Below are 20,901 nucleotides of genomic sequence, written 5' to 3' on the forward strand. Positions count from 1 at the left end.
TTCGCCAGCGTTCTGCTGCGGGCCGGGCACGGCATTGACGGCCCAGTGGAGTTGCTGGAAGCCAGAAATCCCCACGGCGAAAGGCCACCGAGATGTCCCAGCTTCACAAACCTCCGCTTCACAAATCAGCGCTTCACAAATCACCGTCCGGGCCGGGCTCCGCCCTTGTGCTCCTTCTGGCGCTGACCACCGTTACATCATGCGCCCCGCAACAAAATACCGCCCCGCAGGCAACCACCGGTTCCGCCGCACCGACAGCGACGTCGGCCCCGGCCACTTCAACCGGCTCTGCGGCCGCCTCCCCCGGCACGACGGGAACAGCCGGCGCGGATGAGCTCTGCGGCCCGGGTTCCGCGATCAACTTCGACGTATCCCAATTCCAGTCTTCCCCCAATGTGGACAATAAATGGTTTCCACTGAAGCCGGGCATGCAGTACACCACCACCGGCGACGTCAAGAGTGCCGAGGGAGACATCAAACGGACCGTGGTGCACTCAATAACCGGACTGACCAAGGTCATCGACGGCGTGAAGACCCAGGTCATGTGGGACCGGGACTACGCGGGCGATGAGCTCGTGGAATCCGAACTGGCATTCTTCGCCCAGACCAACAGCGGCACCGTCTGGCTGTTCGGTGAATACCCGGAGGAATACGAGGGCGGAAAGTTCACGGGGGCCCCCGCCACCTTCATCCATAGTCTGGACGAGGCCCAGGCCGGCATCGCCATGCAGGCGGACCCCCAGACAAACACACCCAGTTATGTCCAGGCCCACGCGGCGAGCGTCGACTTCCTGGACTGCGGGCAGGTCTTCAAGCAGAACGAGCATGTGTGCGTCGCCACCGGCTGCTATGACGATGTGCTGGTGATTGACGAACGCAACCCGCTGGAGCCCGCGGTGGGCCACCAGCGGAAGTTCTACTCGGCCGGAACGGGTTTGGTGAAGGTGACCGCGGTGGGCGGCGATAACCAGGAGACGCTGGAGCTCGCCAAGATCGAACAGCTCACCGACGCCAAGCTGAAGGAAATCAACCAGGAGGCGCTCAAGCTCGACCAGCATGCCTACCAGGTCAGCAAGAACGTCTATGCCAAGACGGACAAAGCTGAGGTTGCCACTGAAACGTCTGCGCCTGCCAGCAGCCCGGATACCAGCGACAAGCCAACGGTTCAGCCCGGCTACTAGTCAGTGCAAGCGTCCAATAACGGAAAGGGTGCCCGGAGGGGATGAACGCTCCGGGCACCTCCCTTTGGCGCATGAACAAGGCTATTCTGATGCCATGATCCAGCTACCAGCCAGCTACGAGGAATATCTCGTTGGCAAGGACCCGAGCTTCGTTGACATGGTCCGTCCTGTCCTTCTCCAGTCGGCAGCCGACCAGCTTCATGGCGTCCGGGTGCTCTTTGTTCCGCGGGGACACCAGGCACACCTCGACGACACGATTCCCTACGGGACGGTTGTCGAGGACATCGACTGAAGCCTTATTCCTTGGCAGGACCAGCCCTCAGGCAGGCCTAGCCCTCGAGGAGCAGCCGCTGGGCCCGGGGCGCAAGGGTGTGCTCAAGGACCAGGCAGGCAGCACCCACAGCCCCCACGTCCTCCCCCACGCCTGTGCCCACCACTTCGACGGCGTGGATGTTGCCGGTGTCGCTGCTTTGCTGGATCAGGCCGGGGACCTTTTCCAGGTAGCGTCCGGACAGCAGCGGCCAGAAGGGACCGCCGAACACCACCCGGTCCACGTCCAGGGTGTTGGCCACTGCTGACGCCGCCCGGGCCACGAGTTCGGCTGATTTGTCGATAATGGCAGCCGCTTGGCTGTTGCCGCCGTCCGCGGCCTCGCAGAGCATGGCGAACCGTTCCTGGACGGCAGAGCCGCTGGTGGCGGTGCCGGGCTCATCCAGGATGCCCGCCGCCTGGGCCTGCGCGACCAAGACCTGCGGAATGCAGGTGGACTTGACGCAGCCGCGCAGCCCGCAGTCGCAGGGAGCTCCATCCGGATCAACGATGATGTGGCCGATCTCGCCGGCATTGCCCGATGTGCCGCGGACAACCTCGTCGTTGAGGACGATGCCGCAGCCGATGCCGGTGCCCATGTACATGAAAACAAAGCTGCCAGCGCCGCTGGCGCCGCCGGCCCAGGTTTCGGCGACCGCCGCACTGGTGACGTCCTTGTCCATGAGCACGGACAGGCCCGTTGCCTCGGCCAGCGCATCCCGGAGCGGCACACTGTCCCAGCCTTCAAGGAGCGGCGGCTCCACCACTCTTCCATTGTCATGGTCGATGGGGCCCGGCGCCGCGACGCCCAGTCCTGCTATCTTGGCTCGGTCCACGCCCGAGGCCTCGACCAGCTTGTCGATTTCGGCGGCGATGGCAGTAATAACCGCCTGGGGCCGGGAACTGTCCGGCGTTTTCACGCTCGAATGCTGGACCACTGCGCCCAGCAGATCCAGGACGACGAACGTTGCCACAGCAGGGTCCAGGTGCACACCCACCGCGTACATGCCCGCGGGATTCAGGCGCAGGATGGTCCGTGGCTTGCCGGGACCGCTGCCCTCTTTGCCGGCCTCAACGATGAGGTTCTGGTCCAGCAAACGCCGGGAGATGTTCGAAATGGTTTGCGGGGACAGGCCCACGATCTGGGCCAGTTCGACGCGGCTGAGTCCTCCGGCAGCTCGGCGGATCGCATCGAGAATCACAGTCAGGTTGAAGTCGCCCATCCGGGGCAGGTTGGTTCCGCGCCTCGGCGAGGGCTGGCGGATCTCGGTCAAGGATTCCCCTATCATCTGCTGTCGGCCACTATCAATGTCTGAATCGTACGTTACGCCCCGGGCAACGGGTACGCCCCACGCGCAGGGCGGCGCGGGGTGGTGCGACGACGGCCGGCCGCGCTCATTCGGCGGCACGCCTGACGCTGGCGGCCACCGTGAATTTGGGGTTCCGGCCCCTCACCGTGGTGGGACCAACCAGCCGCTCCAGGGCCGGCACATAGCGCAGGTGGCTGTTGAATACCGTCCATAGCTGGCCTCCGGGCGCCAGCACCCGGCCCGCTGCCTCGAATAGCTTCAGCGCCGCCCCGGCGTGGACGCTGGAGCCGAGGTGGAACGGGGGGTTCAGGAGGATCAGGTCCGCACTTCCGGCCGGAAGCGTTCTCATTGCATCATCTTGGACGGCCGTGATGCTGCCGGCCAGGCCGTTGGCCCGGGCCGTTGCCCCTGCCGACGCCACCGCAGCCGCGGACCGGTCCGTGGCAACGACTTCGGCTCCGGTGTTCCGTCGGGCGTACATGGCTGCCAGGATCCCGGTGCCGCAGCCCAGGTCCACGGCCCTGCCGACGGCGGGGATCTCCGGCAGGAACGTCAGCAGGAAACGGGTTCCGATGTCCAGGCGGGTGCCTGCGAAAACGGCACCGTGTGCGCAGATGTCGAGATCGAGTTCGGCGTTGTGTTCCGTCACGGGGTAGGGCGGAGTTCCCTCCGCACGCAACAGGTCCGAGGCAATGAGAAGCCGTGATTTTTGCCTGGCCAGCTGCGGCTGGACCGTAGCGAAGTACTTTCCCAGCACTGCATTCATCCCGAGGGACATGTGCTTGACCCGGCCACCGGCGAGCAAGACGGTGCCTGCAGGCGCGTGCCGGGCAACGGCGTCGGAAATCTCTTCCAGTTCAGCAAGCGTCCTGGGAAGCTGCAGCAGCACCAGGTCCGCGCCGGACAGCAGTTCGGCGCCGAGCGGCAGCTGTGTAAATCCTGCCGCGACTGCCAGGGCCGCCGCGTTGTTGCGCAGGGCCCGCTCCCCCGTGACCAGGTCCTGGTGCACCCTGACCTCGGCCGGCGTAGGGCCGGCACCGCCGGCCAGCAGCCCGAGGGTGAGCGCCCCGTAGTTGTCCCCGATGACTGCCAGCGTGCTGTCCGGGGTGAGCAGATCCGAAGCGGCGTCCAGCAGGAGGGAGTCGGTGGCGTCCCACGCCTGAAGGTTGGCGGCCTCGACATCCGGGTGCCTTCGAAGCAAGCCCAGGACCTGCCCAAGACCGTTTTCTGTCACGTGTTGCCGCCGCCTCTTCCTTGCTGGTTGCCCGGGCAGAAATCCGCCTGAGCAATTTCCGCCTGAGCAATTTCAACCTGTGCAAATCTACCGTGGATCCGCCGCGGCTGGGGCCGCCAGGAGTTTGAGGATTTCCGTCACCGCGGCCCGGCCGGCGCGGTTTGCGCCGATGGTGGACGACGACGGGCCGTAGCCCACCAGATGCACCCGGGGTTCCGCCGCCACCTGCGTTCCTTCCATGGCAATCCCGCCGCCTGGTCCCCGCAGATGCAGCGGAGCCAGATGCTCCAGCTCGGCCCGGAAGCCGGTGGCCCACAGGATCACGTCCGCCGCGAGGAACCCGCCGTCCGCGAGCCGGACGCCGCCGGGTTCTATCGCGGTGAACATCGGCCGCCGGTCCAGCACGCCGCGCGCGGCTGCCGCCCGAAGGGCCGGAGTCCAGATGAGACCGGTGGCAGCCACGACGCTTTGCGGCGGCAGCCCCTGCCGTACCCGGTCTTCCACCAGTGCGACGGCGTCGTGCCCGGCCTGCCGGTCGAACCCTTCGCGCCATACAGGCTCGCGGCGCGTGAACCAGCTTGTGGACGTGACCTTTGAAATTTCGTCCAGCAGACCGACGGCGGAAATCCCGCCGCCCACCACAATGACGTGCAGGCCCCGGAACTCCTCGGCGGACACATAGTCGGCCACATGCAGCTGACGGCCGCCGAACGTGAACTGGCCCGGATAGATCGGCCAGAACGGCCTGGTCCAGGTTCCGGTGGCGTTGATGACCGCCCGCGCTGACCAACCGCCGTCGGACGTGGTGATCTTCAGCCGGCCGGCCGGATCAGCGTCTTCGCGTTCGACGGCGAGCACCTTGACCGGCCGCTCGACGGCCAGGCCGACCTGCCGTTCGTAGGCGGCGAAGTACCGGCTGAGGAAGGCGGAACTCGGTTCCGCCGGGTCGACGTCCGGCTGCGGTATTCCGGGAAGGTCGCTGATGCCGTTGACCGTAGCCATGAGCAGGCTCTTCCAGCGGTGCCGCCAGGCTCCGCCCGGCCCGTCCTCGGCGTCGAGCACCGCGCAGGTCCGCCCTGGACGGGCTGCCGTAGCTGCGCCAACTGGCTGTTCTGCAGCGTGGGCCGGCGTGAACCCGCGGCGGGCCAGGTGGAAGGCTGCGGAGAGGCCGGCCTGCCCGGCGCCGATGACCACGACGTCGGCATGCCGGGTCACCCTGCCACTCAGGGTTTCACCGCTCAACAGTGCCGCTCCCCGGCTCGTTTATCAGTTCCACGCCTTCATCCTAGGCGCCGTCCCTGCCTGGCTGCCGCCCGTCCCCGGCACGCGAAGGGTCCTCCTGGACACCGAGGTGCAGGAGGACCCGCCGGGCTTTCGTCTGGTAGTCCCGTTTCTCAGTCGTCGCTGCCGTGGCCGCCGCTGCCGCCGCTGTCGTCCCCGGGCTCAGTGGCCTTGTGGTCTCCGCCCTTGTCGTCGCCGGGCTCGGGCGTTGTCCGCAGCCCACCGTGGTCATCGCCGGGTTCCGCCACCCGGGGGGCCTGCTCTGAGCGGAGACCGCCGTTGTCGTCGCTGGGCTCGGCGGTGGTCCGGAGGCCGCCCTTGTCGTCACCCGGCTCGACGGAGATGGAGCCGCTGCCGACGACGTTCTGCGCCGGCGCTGCCACGGTTCCGCCGTTGTCGTCGCCGGGCTCGGCGGTGGTCCGCTGGCCTCCGTTGTCGTCACCTGCTTCCGCTGGTTTGGAGGCCTTCTTTGCCGCTGATGCCTTCTTGTCGTCGGCCTGCGTGTCATCGGTTGTCTTTGCAGTGGCCTTGGCGGAACTGACGGCGGGGGCCGGAGTTCCAGTGGCGGAGTCGTCCGTTACGAGGACGCTCTGCGCGTCGTCACTGGTACCCGAGCCGGTGTTGCTCAGCGTCTGGGTGGTGGCGAAGGCGGCACCTCCGGTGAGGAGGATGCCGGCGACGGATAGTGCGAGGGCTGCTCTTGTCTTCATGGCTCCACAGTAGAAATTCGCCGTCGAGGATAGGTGCAGGGGAAATCCAAGAGTTGTCCAAGATTGCCCTCGCGGATCTCCTCATCGCCAAGTGCCTCCCGCATCGCGAAGTGCCTCCCGCATGGCGAAGCGCCTCCTGCATGGCGCGGAAAGTGATTGTGGGGGCCGCGGGGCAGGCTGAAGCGGCGTGCCAGGCCGTGCACGTGCAGGAAAGGCAGGGCGGGCAGCGAGACGCGATAAGGACGTGGTCAGTCGTCCGCACCGTGGCCGCCGCTGCCGCCGCTGTCATCGCCCGGCTCCGGAGCCTTCCGCAGGCCGCCCTTGTCGTCCCCGGGCTGAACCGGGACCACCGCAGCCGGTGCGGGAGCGGGCTGGAGGGTCACCGTTCCGCCGGTCGACCCGCCGCCGGGGCCGGATGATGATGGTGCAGCCGCGGAACCGGCCGCAGGCCCGGGCGCGGTGACCGGAGTGGACTTCGCCGGATTAGGTTTGGTTGCGGTTGATGCCGCTGCACCGGTTTTCGCGGAGCCCGGCTTTGCGGGGCTGGATTTCGCCGGGGTGGCCGCCTTCTGCGCACCTGTTGCCGTGCCTGTTGCCGGTGGTGCGGTTGTCGGCCCTGCGGTGGTGGCAGGAGCCGTTGGCACAGGACCGTTCGGCAGGAGGACGACGTTGGCATTGCCGGTGCCGGTGGGCGAGACGCTGAGCACCTGTGTATTGACGGCAAGCGCCGCAGAGCCCGCTGCGAGTATTCCTGCAACGGACAGCACCAGTGCCGCTCCCGTTTTCATGGCTCCACTCTAGAGGCAAAGCGGGAAAGACGGGGCCAACGGATATCCAAGATTCGTCAAAGATTGGCGGCACCGGCGGGGCGGGTTCAACGAAAAAAGCCGCCGGGTCATGGTCTACACCATGACCCGGCGGCTACTTGGTGGAGCTGAGGGGACTCGAACCCCTGACCCCCTGCATGCCATGCAGGTGCGCTACCAGCTGCGCCACAGCCCCAAGCTGTTCGCTCCGGAATCTTTGCGTTTTCCCGAAGCAACCCGATTAGCGTAGTCCAGAATTCTCCAAGATGCGAATCGGCGGCATGTGGCTTCCGTCACGTTCTTCGCGGGGTCGAAAAAGCAGGGCAGGCGCCATTTCGGGCAAACAAAAATCCGCCGGAATCTCTCGATTCCGGCGGATCATCCGGTGGAGCTGAGGGGACTCGAACCCCTGACCCCCTGCATGCCATGCAGGTGCGCTACCAGCTGCGCCACAGCCCCGTATTCTTGCTGCTTCGGGCCCCGGGACTGGCCCGCGGTATCCGTTCTTCTGTCCGGATCTCTCCGAAGCAACTCAAATATCTTAGACCAGCGTTTCCGAAAATTCCAAATCGGGCATATTCGGTCGCGCGGCCTACTCCTGCTCGGCGGCGGCAGGGGCCTTTGCCGAGGCGTCGTCACCCAGCTGCAGGTCCACGACCGGGCAGTCCTTCCAGAGACGCTCCAGGGCATAGAAGACACGGTCTTCCTCATGCTGTACGTGGATGACGACGTCGGCGTAGTCCAGCAAGACCCAGCGGCCGGCCGAACGGCCTTCCCGGCGGACCGGACGGAGGTCCTGCTTGATAAGTTCCTCTTCAATACCGTCGACGATGGCGTTGACCTGGCGTTCGCTGGGCGCTGAGGCAATGAGGAAAACGTCCGCCAAGGCCAGGCGTTCGCTGACGTCGAGGGCAACGATGTTTTGAGCGATCTTGTCCGCCGCGGCCCTGGCTGCGTGCCGGGCTGTGGTGACGGACGATTCGGATGCAGTCACGGGACTCCTTGTGGTGATGAAAAGCGTAGGTGGTGGTACTGGCTGAAGTCAGCGTGAAAGGCCGCTGATGATCATGATGACGCCGGCAACGAGGGCGATCGCGCCGAGCGCCAGGACGCCAAGCTGAATCAGCCTCAACCGGTTGGCCCGGGCGAGTCCGGCGGTGGCTGCGTCCAGGGGTTCCAGCCCATAGGCGGACTTGGCCGACACCGGCCGCAGCGCCGTAACGTCTTCGCTGGACTCGTCGGTCCAGGCATTCTGGCGGTCGCCCGCCGGAGGCGCCGCTGCCGAGCGCGCCGCGGCTTCCGCCCGGGCTATGACCCGCGACCGCCCCGTGGATGGGGCGCTTGCGCGGGACGCCTTGGCGGTCCGGTTACCCCGGGCCGGAACCCGGGCACCGGGGTTGGTCACGACGGGAACATGCGAGGTGGCCGGCCGCTTCATGACGGGACGGTCTACGCCGGGCACCTGTTCGAATTCCAGCGGCGTCACCATGGCGAGGTTGCTGGCGGTGGACGGACCGTTTTGTCCGTTCTGCTGGGGCGTGTTCTGTTCGGCGAGCTTCTGCTTGGCCATGGCCCGCTTGTTGAGCACGGCGGCCCGTTCGGCCAGCGCAATCTGCTGGGCCAGGATTTCCGGATCGACGGCTTCAGGGTCCGTCGCCGCGATATGTTCCATCTTGGCGATCTGGTTCCTGGCCTGTTCGGCGAGGAGGGCACGCGCCTCAAGGGCCTGCTCCACCGTCATGCCATCGGGGAGTTCGTCTTCCGCCGGCGCCGCGGGCCGCGGACCCTGACCGTTGGAGGGCTGACCGGCCGGCTTGGATCCGGGGGCCGGAGCGGGTTTGCCGCTCGTACCGGACGAAGAGCCAGCCGCAGAAGCGGGCGATTTCCCGGTGGGGGCACCGCCGTCGGCCGGCGGCACAACGGGCATTGCCGAAGTGATCGCCTGCTCCTTGAGCTGCATCAGCCGCAACTGGCGGCGCGTCGGCGGGCCGCCACCGGAAAGCTGCTCTTCCTTTTCGGCCAGCTCCTTGATGGTTCGCAGGGCTGCCCTGTCGCGGGCACGGATTTGGGACGAGCGTTCGGCGGCCGAGCCGGCCGGCGGGGAGTCCACGGGGCCCGGCGCAACCCGGCGCACGCGTCCAGTGGCAATTTCCTCCCGGTTGCCTTCGGAAGTACGCGAAGAGTCAGTCTTTTCCGGGCCGGCAGGAGCGGACGTGCCCGGGCCCGGGCCGGCCGGACGCTTCGACGCAGGCGGGTTTGAGGCGGGACCTTTTGCGGCAGGAGGTTTCGAGGCAGGGGCTGACTCGCCGGTACCCGGAGGGGCGGCGTTCCGGTTCTTGGCCAAGGCTTCATCCCGGGCCTTGCGCAGTTCTCGGCGGCTGCGAATCGGTTGCTGTTCCTGACTCATCTCAAACTCATTCAGTGCTGGCTGGATCGTTTGTCTCGGTAGTTTCGGAGCTGCTGTTCCCGGCCGGTGCGGCGTAGAGTCCGTATTTCGCGATGTACTGCACCACTCCGTCAGGCACCAGGTACCAGACAGGGTTATGGGCGGCAACGCGGGCGCGGCAGTCGGTTGACGAGATCGCCATCGCGGGGACCTCGAGCAGGCTGACGTCCTTTCGGCCCATGCCGTCGAGCTCGTGGCCTGGCCGTGTCACTCCCACGAAGTGGGCCAGCGACCACAGCTCGTCGATGTCCTTCCACGACAGAATTTGCGCCAGTGCGTCAGCTCCGGTGATGAAGAACAGATCGGCGTCGGGCCGCTTTCTGCGCAGGTCGCGGAGGGTGTCGATGGTGTACGTGGGACCGGGACGGTCCACATCGACACGGCTGACGGTAAACCGCGGGTTCGACGCCGTGGCGATCACCGTCATCAAATAACGGTGCTCGGGTTCGCTGACCTGCTTGCTGGACTTCTGCCACGGCTGGCCGGTGGGCACGAACACAACTTCATCGAGCCCGAACTTAGCGGCCACCTCGCTGGCGGCCACAAGGTGGCCATGATGGATGGGATCGAACGTCCCGCCCATCACGCCCAGCCGCAGCCGGCGCTGCGTATCCTTGTGGTGCAGTGCGGCGGAAATGTTAGTGGCCCTGGCCGTGGTCGTGCTTGTTGGGGTGCTGGCGGTGCGGGTCCGAGTGCTCATCAACCGCAGTGTGGCGGTTGCCCAGGTTGGTGTAGGAGAGGGTGACGAACATCAGCACCACGAAGATGGCAAACATCGAGACGCCGAAGACCCACGGCTCGGCCCACAAGGGCGCCCTCTCTTCGTGTTCGGCAACTGACGCGGCAATCTGCTGGAGCAGCATTTTCTCCCCTAGGAATAAAAGGATGACGACGGCGGAAATTCCCGTGGTCCGGACTTCTTTACTATGTTACCGCTATGTCAGGAGCGGACTTGGCCCTCACCCTGGACAATCCACTTCGTGGTTGTCAGCTCGGTCAGGCCCATCGGGCCGCGGGCGTGAAGCTTCTGCGTGGAGATGCCGACCTCGGCACCCAAGCCAAGCTCGCCGCCGTCGGTAAACCGCGTGGACGCGTTCACGATGACCGCAGCGGAATCAATTTCCGCGATGAAGCGCTCGGCGTTTCGCAGGTCATTCGTCAGGATGGCTTCCGTGTGCCCGGTGGACCAGGTCCGGATGTGCTTCACGGCGTCGTCCAAGCTGTCCACCATGGCCACTGCCAGGTCCAGGTCCATGTACTCGGTGGCCCAGTCCTCTTCCGTCGCCGGCAGGGACTCCACCGTCGCGGGGAGCGCAGCCCGCACGCGGTCATCGGCATGCAGCCGGACACCCGCCTTGCTCAGGGCCGCGGCCACCGCGGGCAGAACCGTGGAGCCGGAGTGCACGAGGAGCGTCTCCACCGTGTTGCAGACGCTGGGGCGCTGCGTCTTGGCGTTGAGGAGAATCTCCACCGCCATGTCTTCACTGGCTGACTCGTCGATGAAGATGTGGACGTTCCCCTCCCCCGTCTCGATGACCGGCACGGAGGAGTTGTTGACGACGGTCTGGATCAGTTCACGGCCGCCGCGCGGAATCAGCACGTCGACGCGTCCGCGGGCGCGCATGAGCACGTTGGCGCCCTCGCGGCCGTACTGGTCCACGGTCTGCACGGCGTCGGCCGGCAGGCCAACGGATTCCAGGGCGTCGCGCAGCACGCGGATGAGGGCCTCGTTGGTGAAGGCTGCCGCTGAACCGCCGCGGAGGATCACGGCGTTGCCGCTCTTGAGCGCCAGGCCGGCGATGTCCACGGTCACGTTCGGACGGGCCTCGTAGATGGCTGCCACCACGCCCATGGGGACGTTGACCTGGCGCAGGCGCAGGCCGTTGGGGAGGGTCTGTCCGCGCACCACATTGCCCACGGGATCGGGCAGTCCGGCCAGGTTCTCCAGGGCAGCGGCGAGGGCGGCAATGCGGGTGTCGGTGAGGGTCAGCCGGTCCAGGAGGGCTGCGGATGTGCCGTTGGCGCGGCCCGCCTCCACGTCCTTGGTGTTCGCGGCCAGGATCTGCTGCTGGTTCGCGATCAGGGCGTTCCCGATGGCGCGCAGGGCCTTGTCCTTCCAGGCCCGGTTGGCGCGGCCCATACTGCGGGCGGCCTGGCGGGAACGGTCGGCGATTGCGTAGACGGCCGACTCGACCTCTGCCGGTGTGGGCTGGCTGTCTGCCGGCAGGGAGGGGACCTTCGTAGCGTCGTTGGATGTCTCAGCTGCTTGGTTCATCAGTGCCTCAGTCATCATTCAAGTCTAGGCGAGTCCGGCGCCTAGACCAGAACCAGGTCGTCAACGTGAACAACTTCACGGTCGAACCCGCGGCCCAGGGCCTCGCCGAGCTCAACAGTGGACCGGCCGAGCATCTGCGGCAGTTCGGCCGCGGAGTAGTTCACCAGGCCGCGCGCGATCACTGTGCCATCCAGCGAGACCATTTCGACGGCGTCGCCGCTTTCGAAGTTGCCCTCAACGGCCGTGATGCCGGCGGGCAGCAGCGAGGTGCGGTTGTCCCGCACAGCCCGCACGGCGCCGTCGTCGAGGATCAGCCGTCCCTGAACGTGGGCAAGGTGCGCGAGCCACATCATGCGCACGGACTTGCGGCCGCTGTTGACGGAGAACCACGTTCCCACGTCTTCGCCGGCCAGGGCGGCGGCCGCATTGGCCGTCGAGGTGACGAGGGCGGGAATGCCCGAATCCGCGGCCATCGTGGCGGCCTCGACCTTAGTCTGCATGCCGCCGGTGCCGACGCCGGCCTTGCCGGGGCTGCCGATGTTGACGCCTTCCAGGTCCTCGGGGCCGTCAACCTGCGGGATCCGCTTGGCCCCCTTGGCGGGCGGGCCGTCGTAGAGGGAGTCGACGTCGGACAGCAGCACCAGCGCGTCGGCGCGGACCAGGTGGGCCACGAGGGCCGAGAGCCGGTCGTTGTCGCCGAAGCGGATCTTGTGCGTGGCCACGGTGTCATTCTCGTTGACCACGGGAACCACGCCCAGGTTCAGCAGACGGTTCAATGCGCGGAACGCGTTCTGGTGGTGGCTGCGCCGCATCAGGTCATCCGCGGTCAGCAGCACCTGGCTTACGGTGACGCCGTGCGCCGCGAAGGCGTGTGTGTAGCGGGCCATGAGCAGGCCCTGCCCCACGCTGGCTGCGGCCTGCTGCGTTGCCAGGTCGCGGGGGCGCTTGGCCAGGCCCAGCGGTGCCAGCCCCGCAGAGATGGCACCGGAGGAAACCAGAATGATTTCGGCGCCCTCGTTGCTCTTGGCAGCCAGCGCATTGGAGAGTTCGATCAACGCCTCTTCGGAGATTCCGCCCTTGATGCTCGTGAGCGACGACGATCCTACTTTGACCACAATGCGGCGCGCCCTGGCGAGCATGCTGCGGTCGTCGGTCCGGGGTTCCTCGATGACAATTGCGGAAGTATCGGTCACGTGTGCGGGTTCACTCCTCATGTTCGGTGTTCAGTCCGCTCTCCTTGAGAGGCTGGGCAGCCCGGCGCGCGCTGACGGACTCGGTCCAGATGCCGGCTTTGCGCTCGGCTTCCAGCTCTGCCCGTGCCGCTGCCTTCGCCTCGCGCCGTTCGATCTGTTCCTCGCGCTTCTGGCTGCGGGTGGGACGGTCGCCGATGTCTGCGAAGCGGACGTCCGTGCCGCGCGGCGAGGCCAGCAGCTCGGCGCCTGCCATCATGGTCGGCTCCCAGTCAAACACCACGCCGTCGTCCTCACCGATCACCACGGTGTCGCCGGGCTTGGCGCCCTGCTTGAACAGCTCGGTTTCTACACCGAGCTTGGCCAGGCGGTCGGCAAGGTAGCCAATGGCTTCCTCGTTGGTGAAGTCCGTCTGCTTGACCCAGCGCACGGGCTTCTCGCCCAGCACGCGGAACAGCGGCTCCAGGTTCTTCTCCTCGCGGCGGATCCGGAAACCGGTCTCGTTGACGGCCCGGGGCCGCAGTACCGGTGCGTGCACCTTCGGCGGCGTGGCCTCCACACTGTGGCGGGCGGCCTGCACGATCTCTGCCATGGCGAAGCCAAGCTGGCGCAGGCCCTCATGGCTCGTGGCTGAAACTTCGAAGACGCGGTAGCCGCGGGACTCCAGCTCCGGCCGGACGAACTCGGCCATGTCCTTGCCGTCCGGAAGGTCCACCTTATTCAGTGCCACCAGCCGTGGACGGTGGTTGAGCGGGACAACTTCGCCATTCGAGCCGGCGTAGCTCATGTCCACCGCATACTTTTCGAGCTCGGTTTCAATAATTGCGAGGTCGGAGAGCGGATCTCGGTCAGATTCCAGCGTACCGCAGTCCAAAACGTGGACCAAAGCTGCGCAGCGTTCGACGTGTCGGAGGAAGTTGTGGCCCAGGCCCTTGCCTTCGCTGGCGCCCTCGATGAGTCCCGGAACGTCGGCAATGGTGAAACGGACGTCGCCGGCCTGGACCACGCCGAGGTTGGGGATGAGCGTGGTGAAAGGGTAATCGGCGATCTTCGGGCGGGCGGCGGACATGGCCGCGATCAGGCTGGACTTGCCGGCGGAGGGGAAACCCACCAGGGCAATGTCCGCGATCGACTTCAGCTCAAGGACGATGTCGCTGGCGTCACCCTCGATGCCAAGCAGGGCGAAGCCCGGCGCCCGCCGCTTCTGGGAGGACAGGGCGGCGTTGCCGAGCCCGCCCTGCCCGCCGGACGCCGCGATGAATTCGGTGCCCTCGCCGACGAGGTCGGCAAGGACCTTGCCGTCCTTGGTCTTGACGACGGTTCCGTCCGGAACCGGCAGGACCAGGGTTTCGCCGTTCTTGCCGCCGCGCCAGTCACCCATGCCGGGGCCGCCGTTAGTGGCGTGCCGGTGGGGTGCGTGGTGGTAGTCGAGCAGCGTGGTGGTCTGCGAGTCGACGCGCAGGATGACGTCGCCACCGTCGCCGCCGTTGCCGCCGTCGGGTCCGCCCAGCGGCTTGAACTTCTCACGGTGAACGGAGACACAGCCGTGGCCGCCGGTACCGCCGGATACGTGCAGTACTACCCGGTCTACAAAGCTCGCCACGGTGTATCTCCTCTGTGCTTAACCTGGCTGTTTGGAACGTCCAGATTGATTCTAATGCGGTTAAAAGAACAGTGGAGCGGGCCATCATGGCCCGCTCCACCGGTTTAGAACTTGTTGTTACTCTGCAGCTGCAGCAGCAACGATGTTGACGACCCGACGGCCGCGGCGCGTGCCGAATTCAACGGCACCTGCCTGCAGTGCGAACAGGGTGTCGTCGCCGCCACGGCCAACGCCCGCACCGGGGTGGAAGTGGGTGCCGCGCTGGCGGACGATGATCTCGCCAGCGGAAACTACCTGGCCGCCGAAGCGCTTGACGCCGAGGTACTGGGCGTTGGAGTCACGACCGTTGCGAGTGGAGCTCGCGCCTTTTTTGTGTGCCATTTGGAATGCCTGCCTTTAATTCTGGGGAATCTGTTGAAAACCTGAACAGTAACGCGAGGTTACTTGATGCCGGTGATCTTGACCTTGGTCAGTTCCTGGCGGTGACCCTGGCGCTTCTTGTAACCGGTCTTGTTCTTGAACTTCTGGATGACGATCTTCGGACCACGGAGGTCCTGGAGGATCTCAGCCGTAACCGTGACCTTGGCCAGGTCCGCAGCTGCGGACGTGACCTTGTCGCCGTCTACCAGGAGCAGCGCGGGCAGCTCAATGGTGCTGCCAGCTCCACCGGCGACGCGGTTCAGGGTAACGAAGTCTCCAACGGAAACCTTCTCTTGGCGGCCGCCTGCGCGGACAATCGCGTACACCACTTGGGCACTCACTTCTCTCGACGTCTATTACTAAATTTGCGTGCGGAACCTGGGTCCATGATTGGCCTGGCTCTCGCTGTGCCTCAACGCCGTGGATTGCCCGGGGGGAACCCGTGAGCTATCCCAGGAACCAGCCCGATTGGACGATCCCGGGTCATAACCCAAGTGTTGGCGTAAGCACCGAAGATCTAGAATACGCTAATTCCGTCGTCGGTCGCAAATGAGGCTGGCACCGGCGGGTTGTCCGTGATAGGCGCCACAGGGGTGCCGTTCCGGATATCCGGTGCCGTGCGCGACTATCTTACCGGGCATAGCGCCCACTTCCGCTCAGCTGTGATGGCTCGGCGCGTCGAAGAATTCCACCTCGTACCGGCAGGACTGCCGGAACGCGGTGATCATCGCTTCACGCTCTCCCGCAGAGGCGGCCCTGCCGGCGTCGTCGGCGATTTCTATGGCCCGCATAGTCGCGGCAGCGAACTCCTCGTCGGCGTACGTCCGCAGCCACTCGGCATACGGGTGCCCGGCCTGCGACCCGGCGGCCACATATTCGGCGTACAGGGTCTCCCCCACCTCGGCATACAGCCAGAAGCAAGGCAGGACCGCGGCGACAAGCACCGCGTAACTGCCGCTTGCCGAAGCCGCAACCAGATGATCCACGTACGCTTTCGTGACCGGGCCAAGCTCCGTCTGCACGGTGCGCGTGCTGAGCCAGTTGCGGTGCAGTTCCGATTCAACCTCCAGGCATTGCTGGGCCGAGCGCGCCCAGAACAGCTGCTCGGACTCGGTTGGCGCGAGTGCGCTGGCCCGCGCCAGGACGCGGGAGTAGCCGTTGAGGTAAATGGCATCCTGTGCCAGGTAGTACGCGAATTCCTTCTCCACCAGGGTGCCTTCGGCAAGTCCACGGATGAAGCCCAGGCCATAGATGGCTTCCAGGTCGGCAACGGTCTCGGCGCGCAGCAGTTCCGCGAACCCGCCCTCACGTTCGGGCCGGGCCAGGTGGTGGAAGTGGTTGATCGGTCCGTTGCCTGCGCCGACCTCCAGCTGCCCGGATGTACGGAGGGCTCCGGCCAGCCAGGGCTTGACCTCCCGCAATGAGGCTTCCCAGTCGCCCAGCCGCGCCTGGGCCGTGGCCATGGCCGAGGAGAGCGAGCACCCGGTGCCGTGGCTGTTCCGCGTGGTGATCCGTTCACCGGCGATCTCCACCACCTCCGCAGACAGCAGCCCGGCAGTGTTGACGAGGGCGTCCGGGCAGGTTGAGCCGTTCAGGTGGCCGCCTTTGACAAGGACCGTGGCGCCGGTCCGGGCCGCGAGCCGCTTGCCCTGGTCAAGAGCGGAGGACCAGTCGGCGGCCTCCGGCTCCCCAAGCAGCATGGCAAGTTCGGGCAGGTTTGGGGTGATCAGGTCCGCCAGCGGCAGTAATTCGCCGAGTGCAGCCTCCGCGGACTCCTGAAGGAGGCGGTCACCGCTGGTGGCCACCATCACCGGATCGAGAACCACGACGCCGGGGCGCACCTTTTCGAGCCAGTTGCGCACTGCGGTTATCACCTGTGCATCGCCGAGCATGCCGATCTTCACGGCGTCCACCTGGATGTCGTCGCTGACAGCGTCCAGTTGCGCGGACAGGAAAGAAGCCGGCGGAACGTGCACGCCGCGCACGCCGGTGGTGTTCTGTGCGGTGAGGGCCGTTATTGCTGCCATCCCGTAGCCACCGTGGGCCGCAATACTTTTCAGGTCGGCCTGGATGCCTGCTCCGCCGGACGGATCCGAGCCCGCAATGGCAAGGACCCGGGGAACGTCGCGGGAAGTCGGAAGGGCTGGCGCCACGGTGTCCACAAGGGAACCGGCGGCAGCCGCGGGTGCGGGCAGGAGCGATGCTGATGACAAGGAAGACATCCCTTCGCCGGTGCTAACCGGACAGGTTCAACGGGTTTGGATCTCAGCCGGCCCGTGCGCGGCACCCCGTGTCAGTCCCCCAGCCTAGCGGTTCGTCCGGCCTGGGACACCGAATTTGACGTTTGCGACAGGCTTCCGCGGGGCTGTGGCCCGCCGCTTTCCGGCTCGTTTCTTTTGACTTGACCGGGCCAAATCCTCCGGAACCAGAAAGGTCCGGCACCGCAGGTGCGGTGCCGGACCTTTCCATACATCAGCTCAGGGTTCGCCAGTCCTACAGTTCTGAGGCGGGTACCCCGACGCCCAGAATGATCGGCTCGCTGGCCGGCCGCTGAGTAGCCTTGGGCGCTCCCTGCGCATCGCCCGCCTCCGGAGCCTTGGCCTCGTGCGAATGCCCCGCAGCAGCAGCCGGCGCAACCTCGTGATGTTCCACGGATGTCTCGTTGGCTGCACCCTGGGCGCGGCTGGCACTGCGGTTGCGACGCGGACGGCGGCTGCGGGACGGCGCGGCGGGGCTTTCCACCGGCTGCCTTGTGGCCGGCTGGCCTGCGACGGGCTGGCCATCGGTGCGTTCCGGCTGCCGGCTTGCCGGGCGGGCCGGCGCGGGAGCCTCCTCTTCGGCCGGAGCGATTGGAGCGCCCAGGTGCGCGAAGGCTTCCTCCAGGCGGTCCAGCGTCAAAGCCGGCGTTTCCTTGGCCGGTTCCTCGCTGTGATCGACGAACGGAAGAATCACCTTCTCGCCACCGAACGTAAGCACCGCTCCGGGCCGTCCAGAGACGCTCTCCGTTTCCGGAGCACGGTGCACCACGGGGCTTTCCGGTGCTGCTGCGGCCGCGGGGGCAGCCGGCCGGGCGCCCTCACCCGACGCTGCGGCGCTGTGCGCTGCTTCCTCATGCAGGTGGGCGGCGTGGGCCGCTGCCGCGATGTTGGCGAGGGCAGCGCGGGTCGCTTCAGCCTTGGCGTGGCGTTCTGCTTCCGACGGTTCCGGGTGGTGCACGGCAGCAGGGGCAGCCGGGGCAGTCTCGGACGGCTGTCCGCCCTTGCCGCGGCGGCGCTTCCGCTCGGCCCGGGCAGGGGGCTGGACCTCTGCGCGGTGCACGTGGTGTTCCGCGGCCACGGTGTTGGCGCGGCGGTGCTCCACCGGCTCGTCATGGGTGACGACGCCGCGGCCGGCGCATGCCTCGCACTGCTCGCCGAAGACTTCAAGGAGGCCGGTGCCCATGCGCTTGCGCGTCATCTGCACGAGTCCCAAGGAGGTCACTTCGGCCACCTGGTGTTTGGTCCGGTCGCGGCCCAGGCACTCGACCAGGCGGCGCAGGACCAGGTCGCGGTTGGATTCCAGCACCATGTCGATGAAGTCGATGACGATGATGCCGCCGATGTCGCGCAGCCGCAGCTGGCGGACAACTTCCTCGGCTGCTTCGAGGTTGTTCTTGGTGACCGTCTCTTCGAGGTTGCCGCCGCTGCCGGTGAACTTGCCGGTGTTGACGTCAACCACCGTCATGGCCTCGGTCCGGTCAATGACCAGCGAACCGCCTGACGGTAGGAATACCTTGCGGTCCAGTGCCTTGTGGATCTGCTCGTCAATGCGCCAGGCGGAGAAGATGTCCTCGTCCCTGGTCCACTTTTCGAGCCGGCCCACCAGGTCCGGAGCAACGTAGGTGACGTAGGCCTCGATGGTGTCCCACGCTTCGTCACCGGACACGATCAGCTTGGAGAAGTCCTCGTTGAAGACGTCCCGCACAACCTTGATGGTCAGGTCCGGTTCGCCGTACAGCAGTTCGGGGGCGAGCACCTTGGTGGACTTCGCCTGGCTGTCAATCCCCTCCCACTGGGCACGAAGACGGTTAATGTCGTGGGTCAGTTCCTCCTCGGAGGCGCCTTCAGCGGCCGTCCGCACAATGACACCGGCGTCCTCGGGGAGGCGGTCCTTGAGGATCCGCTTCAGGCGGTTGCGTTCGACGTCGGGCAGCTTGCGGGAGATGCCGGTCATGGACCCGCCAGGGACGTACACGAGGTACCGGCCGGGCAGGGAGATCTGGCTGGTGAGCCGGGCACCCTTGTGGCCCACGGGATCCTTGGTGACCTGGACCAGGACGGAGTCGCCGGACTTCAGCGCGTTTTCGATCCGGCGCTGCTTGCCTTCGAGGGTGGCTGCGTCCCAGTTGACCTCACCGGCATACAGCACGGCGTTGCGACCGCGTCCGATGTCGACGAAAGCGGCTTCCATGGACGGCAGGACGTTCTGGACCTTGCCCAGGTAGACGTTGCCGATCAGGGAGTCCTGCTGCGTTTTGGAGACGAAATGCTCAGCCAGGACGCCGTCCTCCAGGACACCGATCTGGATTCTGTCGTCGCGCTGGCGGACGATCATCTGGCGGTCCACGGATTCCCGGCGGGCCAGGAACTCGGCCTCGGTAATCACGGTGCGGCGGCGGCCGGTGTCCCGCGATTCGCGGCGGCGCTGCTTCTTGGCCTCCAGGCGGGTGGATCCCTTGACGCTGGTCACGCGGTTGCTAGCCGGTGCCTCGCTGATGGTCCGCGGGGCCCGGACGCGGGTGACCGTGTTGGGGGGATCGTCTTCTCCCCCGCCGGTCAGTTCCAGGTCCTGGTCACCGCGGCGGCGGCGCCTGCGACGGCGGGACGTCACGCCGTCTTCCGGCTGCGCACCCTCATCTTCGCCGGCTTCGTCAGACTCGTCTGTCCCCTCATCTCCGTCGGTGATCTCGCGGTCGGTCCGGCTGCGGCCGCGGCGGCCGCGGCTGCGCCGCCGGCGGCGGCCGCCCTCGTCCTCCAGCTCGTCCTCGTCGCCGTCCTCGGCTGCCGCCTCCTCTTTGGCGGGAGCGGCAGGGCGGATGACCGTGTTCAGGTCAGGGGCCTGGAAGATGATCGATGTAACTGAGGCAGGCTCCAGGAAGAGCGAACCCACGGGCGACTGCCCGGCAGCTTCTTCTTCGGCCTCTTCCTCGGCAACGGCTTCCTGTGCAGCCGCCGGCTCGGCAGGGGCTGATTTGGCCGGCGCTGCCTGGGCTTCAGGGGTGCCAGCAGCCGGGGCGGGCACTTCCGTCTGGCCGCTTGGCGCCGCCTCAGTGGCAGTTACGGCGGCGGGTGACGTGGCAGATTCCGCTGACTCAGCGGGGCTTTCGGCGGGCTCCGCGGCTTTCGGCTTTGTTGTCCGGCGGCGGCGCACAGGCTTTGACTCGGCAGAAGGTTCCACGGCGGCCGGAACGGCCGCAGCCTCGACCGCCGGCTCCGTGGCGGCTACCTGCCCGCCAGCTTCCTGCACATCCACTTCGGCCCCGGCAGCTTCCGCAAACGCGGGCAACGGCTCCTCGGCAACCTTCTTCCGGGCGCGGGTCCGGCGCACCGGGGTCTTGGCAGGGGCTTCCGCGCTTTCCGTGACAACCGACTCCGGCACTGCGGTCTCAGCCGCTGCAGTCTCGGCCGACGTCGCGGATTCCGCGTCCGTTGCCGCGGCCTTGGCCGGCGCCTTGCGCCGGGTCCTGGTGGCTTTCTTGGGAGCCTCGGCGGCTTCGCCGGCGGCAGCCGGTTCAACATTAACGGCTATAACCTGGTCATTATCCATATGTGGCAACACTCCTGCCCCTGACGTACCGCCACATTCGGCACCCATTGGGGCACATATTGTCAAAACCCGCAGGCATTGACAGAAGTCAATTGGATACCAGCAGGCTCGCACCGGCAGTGGGGTGCGGCAGGCCTGACAGGCCGGCGGGATTGTTACTGGAACCCGTTGTTTCTGACAACCACAACCAGGTGCCGTCCAATGGAAGGTGGGAGGCTGGATCTTCTTTCCAAAGCCTGCACCACTGCTCATTGGCGGTCTTAGGAACAAGCCACCGGACTGGAGTTCGAATGTGGTTCGCGCTCCAGCCACGTTTATTCTCTCATATTGC

Annotated in this window: 19 protein-coding genes, 2 tRNA genes and 1 riboswitch; of the genes, 3 read left to right on the forward strand and 18 right to left on the reverse strand. The window is 66.5% G+C overall.

Features of this window, described 5'->3' with window-relative positions:
• Positions 1-199 precede the first annotated feature (199 nt).
• The 3 genes from AC57BR_RS15760 to AC57BR_RS15770 all read left to right on the forward strand — a co-directional run bounded on the left by AC57BR_RS15760 (position 200) and on the right by AC57BR_RS15770 (position 1,473).
• Positions 200-334: a hypothetical protein gene (locus tag AC57BR_RS15760; protein ID WP_496362177.1), complete on the forward strand. Its 135-nt coding sequence runs from the start codon at positions 200-202 to the stop codon at positions 332-334.
• A 94-nt stretch (positions 335-428) separates the two neighbouring features.
• A complete protein-coding gene (locus AC57BR_RS15765) occupies positions 429-1,181 on the forward strand; it encodes a hypothetical protein (protein ID WP_496362179.1) in 753 nt (250 codons plus the stop codon).
• Between the two features lie 94 nt (positions 1,182-1,275).
• On the forward strand, positions 1,276-1,473 hold the full coding sequence (locus tag AC57BR_RS15770; protein ID WP_496362181.1) for a hypothetical protein: 198 nt from the start codon (positions 1,276-1,278) through the stop codon (positions 1,471-1,473).
• A 37-nt stretch (positions 1,474-1,510) separates the two neighbouring features.
• Here AC57BR_RS15770 and AC57BR_RS15775 read toward each other — a convergent pair whose 3' ends face one another.
• From AC57BR_RS15775 to AC57BR_RS15860, 18 genes are all read right to left on the reverse strand, one after another.
• Positions 1,511-2,764, reverse strand: a complete 1,254-nt coding sequence (locus AC57BR_RS15775; RefSeq protein WP_496362183.1) for an ROK family protein — start codon at positions 2,762-2,764, stop codon at positions 1,511-1,513.
• Positions 2,765-2,885: 121 nt separating this feature from the next.
• Positions 2,886-4,034: a class I SAM-dependent methyltransferase gene (locus AC57BR_RS15780; RefSeq protein WP_496362185.1), complete on the reverse strand. Its 1,149-nt coding sequence runs from the start codon at positions 4,032-4,034 to the stop codon at positions 2,886-2,888.
• A gap of 87 nt (positions 4,035-4,121) precedes the next feature.
• Complete coding sequence (locus tag AC57BR_RS15785) at positions 4,122-5,276, reverse strand: NAD(P)-binding domain-containing protein (protein ID WP_496362187.1); 1,155 nt, start codon at positions 5,274-5,276, stop codon at positions 4,122-4,124.
• Positions 5,277-5,428: 152 nt separating this feature from the next.
• Positions 5,429-6,025 (reverse strand): hypothetical protein, encoded by a 597-nt coding sequence (locus AC57BR_RS15790; protein WP_496362189.1) that lies wholly within the window; start codon positions 6,023-6,025, stop codon positions 5,429-5,431.
• A gap of 248 nt (positions 6,026-6,273) precedes the next feature.
• Positions 6,274-6,813, reverse strand: coding sequence for a hypothetical protein (locus AC57BR_RS15795; protein WP_496362191.1), 540 nt, complete (start codon positions 6,811-6,813; stop codon positions 6,274-6,276).
• 138 nt (positions 6,814-6,951) lie between these two features.
• Positions 6,952-7,027 (reverse strand) — tRNA-Ala (locus AC57BR_RS15800).
• Between the two features lie 190 nt (positions 7,028-7,217).
• Positions 7,218-7,290: transfer RNA gene (locus AC57BR_RS15805), tRNA-Ala, on the reverse strand.
• A 133-nt stretch (positions 7,291-7,423) separates the two neighbouring features.
• Positions 7,424-7,825 (reverse strand): ribosome silencing factor, encoded by a 402-nt coding sequence (gene rsfS, locus AC57BR_RS15810; RefSeq protein ID WP_395404262.1) that lies wholly within the window; start codon positions 7,823-7,825, stop codon positions 7,424-7,426.
• A 48-nt stretch (positions 7,826-7,873) separates the two neighbouring features.
• The gene (locus AC57BR_RS15815; RefSeq protein WP_496362193.1) at positions 7,874-9,238 is read right to left on the reverse strand and encodes a hypothetical protein; all 1,365 of its coding nucleotides are present in this window, start codon (positions 9,236-9,238) and stop codon (positions 7,874-7,876) included.
• 7 nt (positions 9,239-9,245) lie between these two features.
• The gene (gene nadD, locus AC57BR_RS15820; protein ID WP_496362195.1) at positions 9,246-9,977 is read right to left on the reverse strand and encodes a nicotinate-nucleotide adenylyltransferase; all 732 of its coding nucleotides are present in this window, start codon (positions 9,975-9,977) and stop codon (positions 9,246-9,248) included.
• Positions 9,916-10,140 (reverse strand): hypothetical protein, encoded by a 225-nt coding sequence (locus AC57BR_RS15825; protein WP_496362197.1) that lies wholly within the window; start codon positions 10,138-10,140, stop codon positions 9,916-9,918. Before AC57BR_RS15825 ends, nadD begins: the two co-directional genes overlap by 62 nt.
• A 77-nt stretch (positions 10,141-10,217) precedes the next feature.
• Positions 10,218-11,567 carry a glutamate-5-semialdehyde dehydrogenase gene (locus tag AC57BR_RS15830; RefSeq protein ID WP_496362199.1) on the reverse strand — a complete coding sequence of 450 codons (1,350 nt, stop codon included), beginning with the start codon at positions 11,565-11,567 and terminating at the stop codon, positions 10,218-10,220.
• A gap of 26 nt (positions 11,568-11,593) precedes the next feature.
• Entirely contained in the window at positions 11,594-12,691 is a 1,098-nt protein-coding gene (gene proB, locus AC57BR_RS15835) for a glutamate 5-kinase (protein ID WP_496362329.1), read from the reverse strand.
• A gap of 64 nt (positions 12,692-12,755) precedes the next feature.
• Positions 12,756-14,345: a GTPase ObgE gene (gene obgE / locus AC57BR_RS15840; RefSeq protein ID WP_496362201.1), complete on the reverse strand. Its 1,590-nt coding sequence runs from the start codon at positions 14,343-14,345 to the stop codon at positions 12,756-12,758.
• A gap of 117 nt (positions 14,346-14,462) precedes the next feature.
• Positions 14,463-14,726: a 50S ribosomal protein L27 gene (gene rpmA, locus AC57BR_RS15845; protein ID WP_003803426.1), complete on the reverse strand. Its 264-nt coding sequence runs from the start codon at positions 14,724-14,726 to the stop codon at positions 14,463-14,465.
• A gap of 59 nt (positions 14,727-14,785) precedes the next feature.
• Complete coding sequence (gene rplU, locus AC57BR_RS15850) at positions 14,786-15,094, reverse strand: 50S ribosomal protein L21 (protein WP_003803420.1); 309 nt, start codon at positions 15,092-15,094, stop codon at positions 14,786-14,788.
• A gap of 327 nt (positions 15,095-15,421) precedes the next feature.
• Positions 15,422-16,987: a bifunctional hydroxymethylpyrimidine kinase/phosphomethylpyrimidine kinase gene (locus tag AC57BR_RS15855; protein ID WP_496362205.1), complete on the reverse strand. Its 1,566-nt coding sequence runs from the start codon at positions 16,985-16,987 to the stop codon at positions 15,422-15,424.
• Positions 16,970-17,066, reverse strand: a riboswitch (TPP riboswitch). Its footprint overlaps the gene before it by 18 nt.
• Positions 17,067-17,258: 192 nt before the next feature.
• Positions 17,259-20,570 carry an Rne/Rng family ribonuclease gene (locus AC57BR_RS15860; RefSeq protein WP_496362207.1) on the reverse strand — a complete coding sequence of 1,104 codons (3,312 nt, stop codon included), beginning with the start codon at positions 20,568-20,570 and terminating at the stop codon, positions 17,259-17,261.
• Positions 20,571-20,901 lie beyond the last annotated feature (331 nt).

The organism is Arthrobacter sp. BGA-UO-ETr-C19, assembly GCF_059568005.1.

Coding starts and splice junctions, on each gene's coding strand:
- AC57BR_RS15855 (WP_496362205.1), bottom strand. CDS start 16,987: ATGTCTTCCTTGTCATCAGCATCGCTCCTGCCCGCACCCGCGGCTGCC.
- AC57BR_RS15860 (WP_496362207.1), bottom strand. CDS start 20,570: ATGGATAATGACCAGGTTATAGCCGTTAATGTTGAACCGGCTGCCGCC.
- AC57BR_RS15830 (WP_496362199.1), bottom strand. CDS start 11,567: ATGACTGAGGCACTGATGAACCAAGCAGCTGAGACATCCAACGACGCT.
- proB (WP_496362329.1), bottom strand. CDS start 12,691: ATGCTCGCCAGGGCGCGCCGCATTGTGGTCAAAGTAGGATCGTCGTCG.
- AC57BR_RS15795 (WP_496362191.1), bottom strand. CDS start 6,813: ATGAAAACGGGAGCGGCACTGGTGCTGTCCGTTGCAGGAATACTCGCA.
- rpmA (WP_003803426.1), bottom strand. CDS start 14,726: ATGGCACACAAAAAAGGCGCGAGCTCCACTCGCAACGGTCGTGACTCC.
- AC57BR_RS15815 (WP_496362193.1), bottom strand. CDS start 9,238: ATGAGTCAGGAACAGCAACCGATTCGCAGCCGCCGAGAACTGCGCAAG.
- AC57BR_RS15770 (WP_496362181.1), top strand. CDS start 1,276: ATGATCCAGCTACCAGCCAGCTACGAGGAATATCTCGTTGGCAAGGAC.
- AC57BR_RS15760 (WP_496362177.1), top strand. CDS start 200: ATGCGCCCCGCAACAAAATACCGCCCCGCAGGCAACCACCGGTTCCGC.
- AC57BR_RS15765 (WP_496362179.1), top strand. CDS start 429: ATGCAGTACACCACCACCGGCGACGTCAAGAGTGCCGAGGGAGACATC.
- AC57BR_RS15790 (WP_496362189.1), bottom strand. CDS start 6,025: ATGAAGACAAGAGCAGCCCTCGCACTATCCGTCGCCGGCATCCTCCTC.
- AC57BR_RS15825 (WP_496362197.1), bottom strand. CDS start 10,140: ATGCTGCTCCAGCAGATTGCCGCGTCAGTTGCCGAACACGAAGAGAGG.
- nadD (WP_496362195.1), bottom strand. CDS start 9,977: ATGAGCACTCGGACCCGCACCGCCAGCACCCCAACAAGCACGACCACG.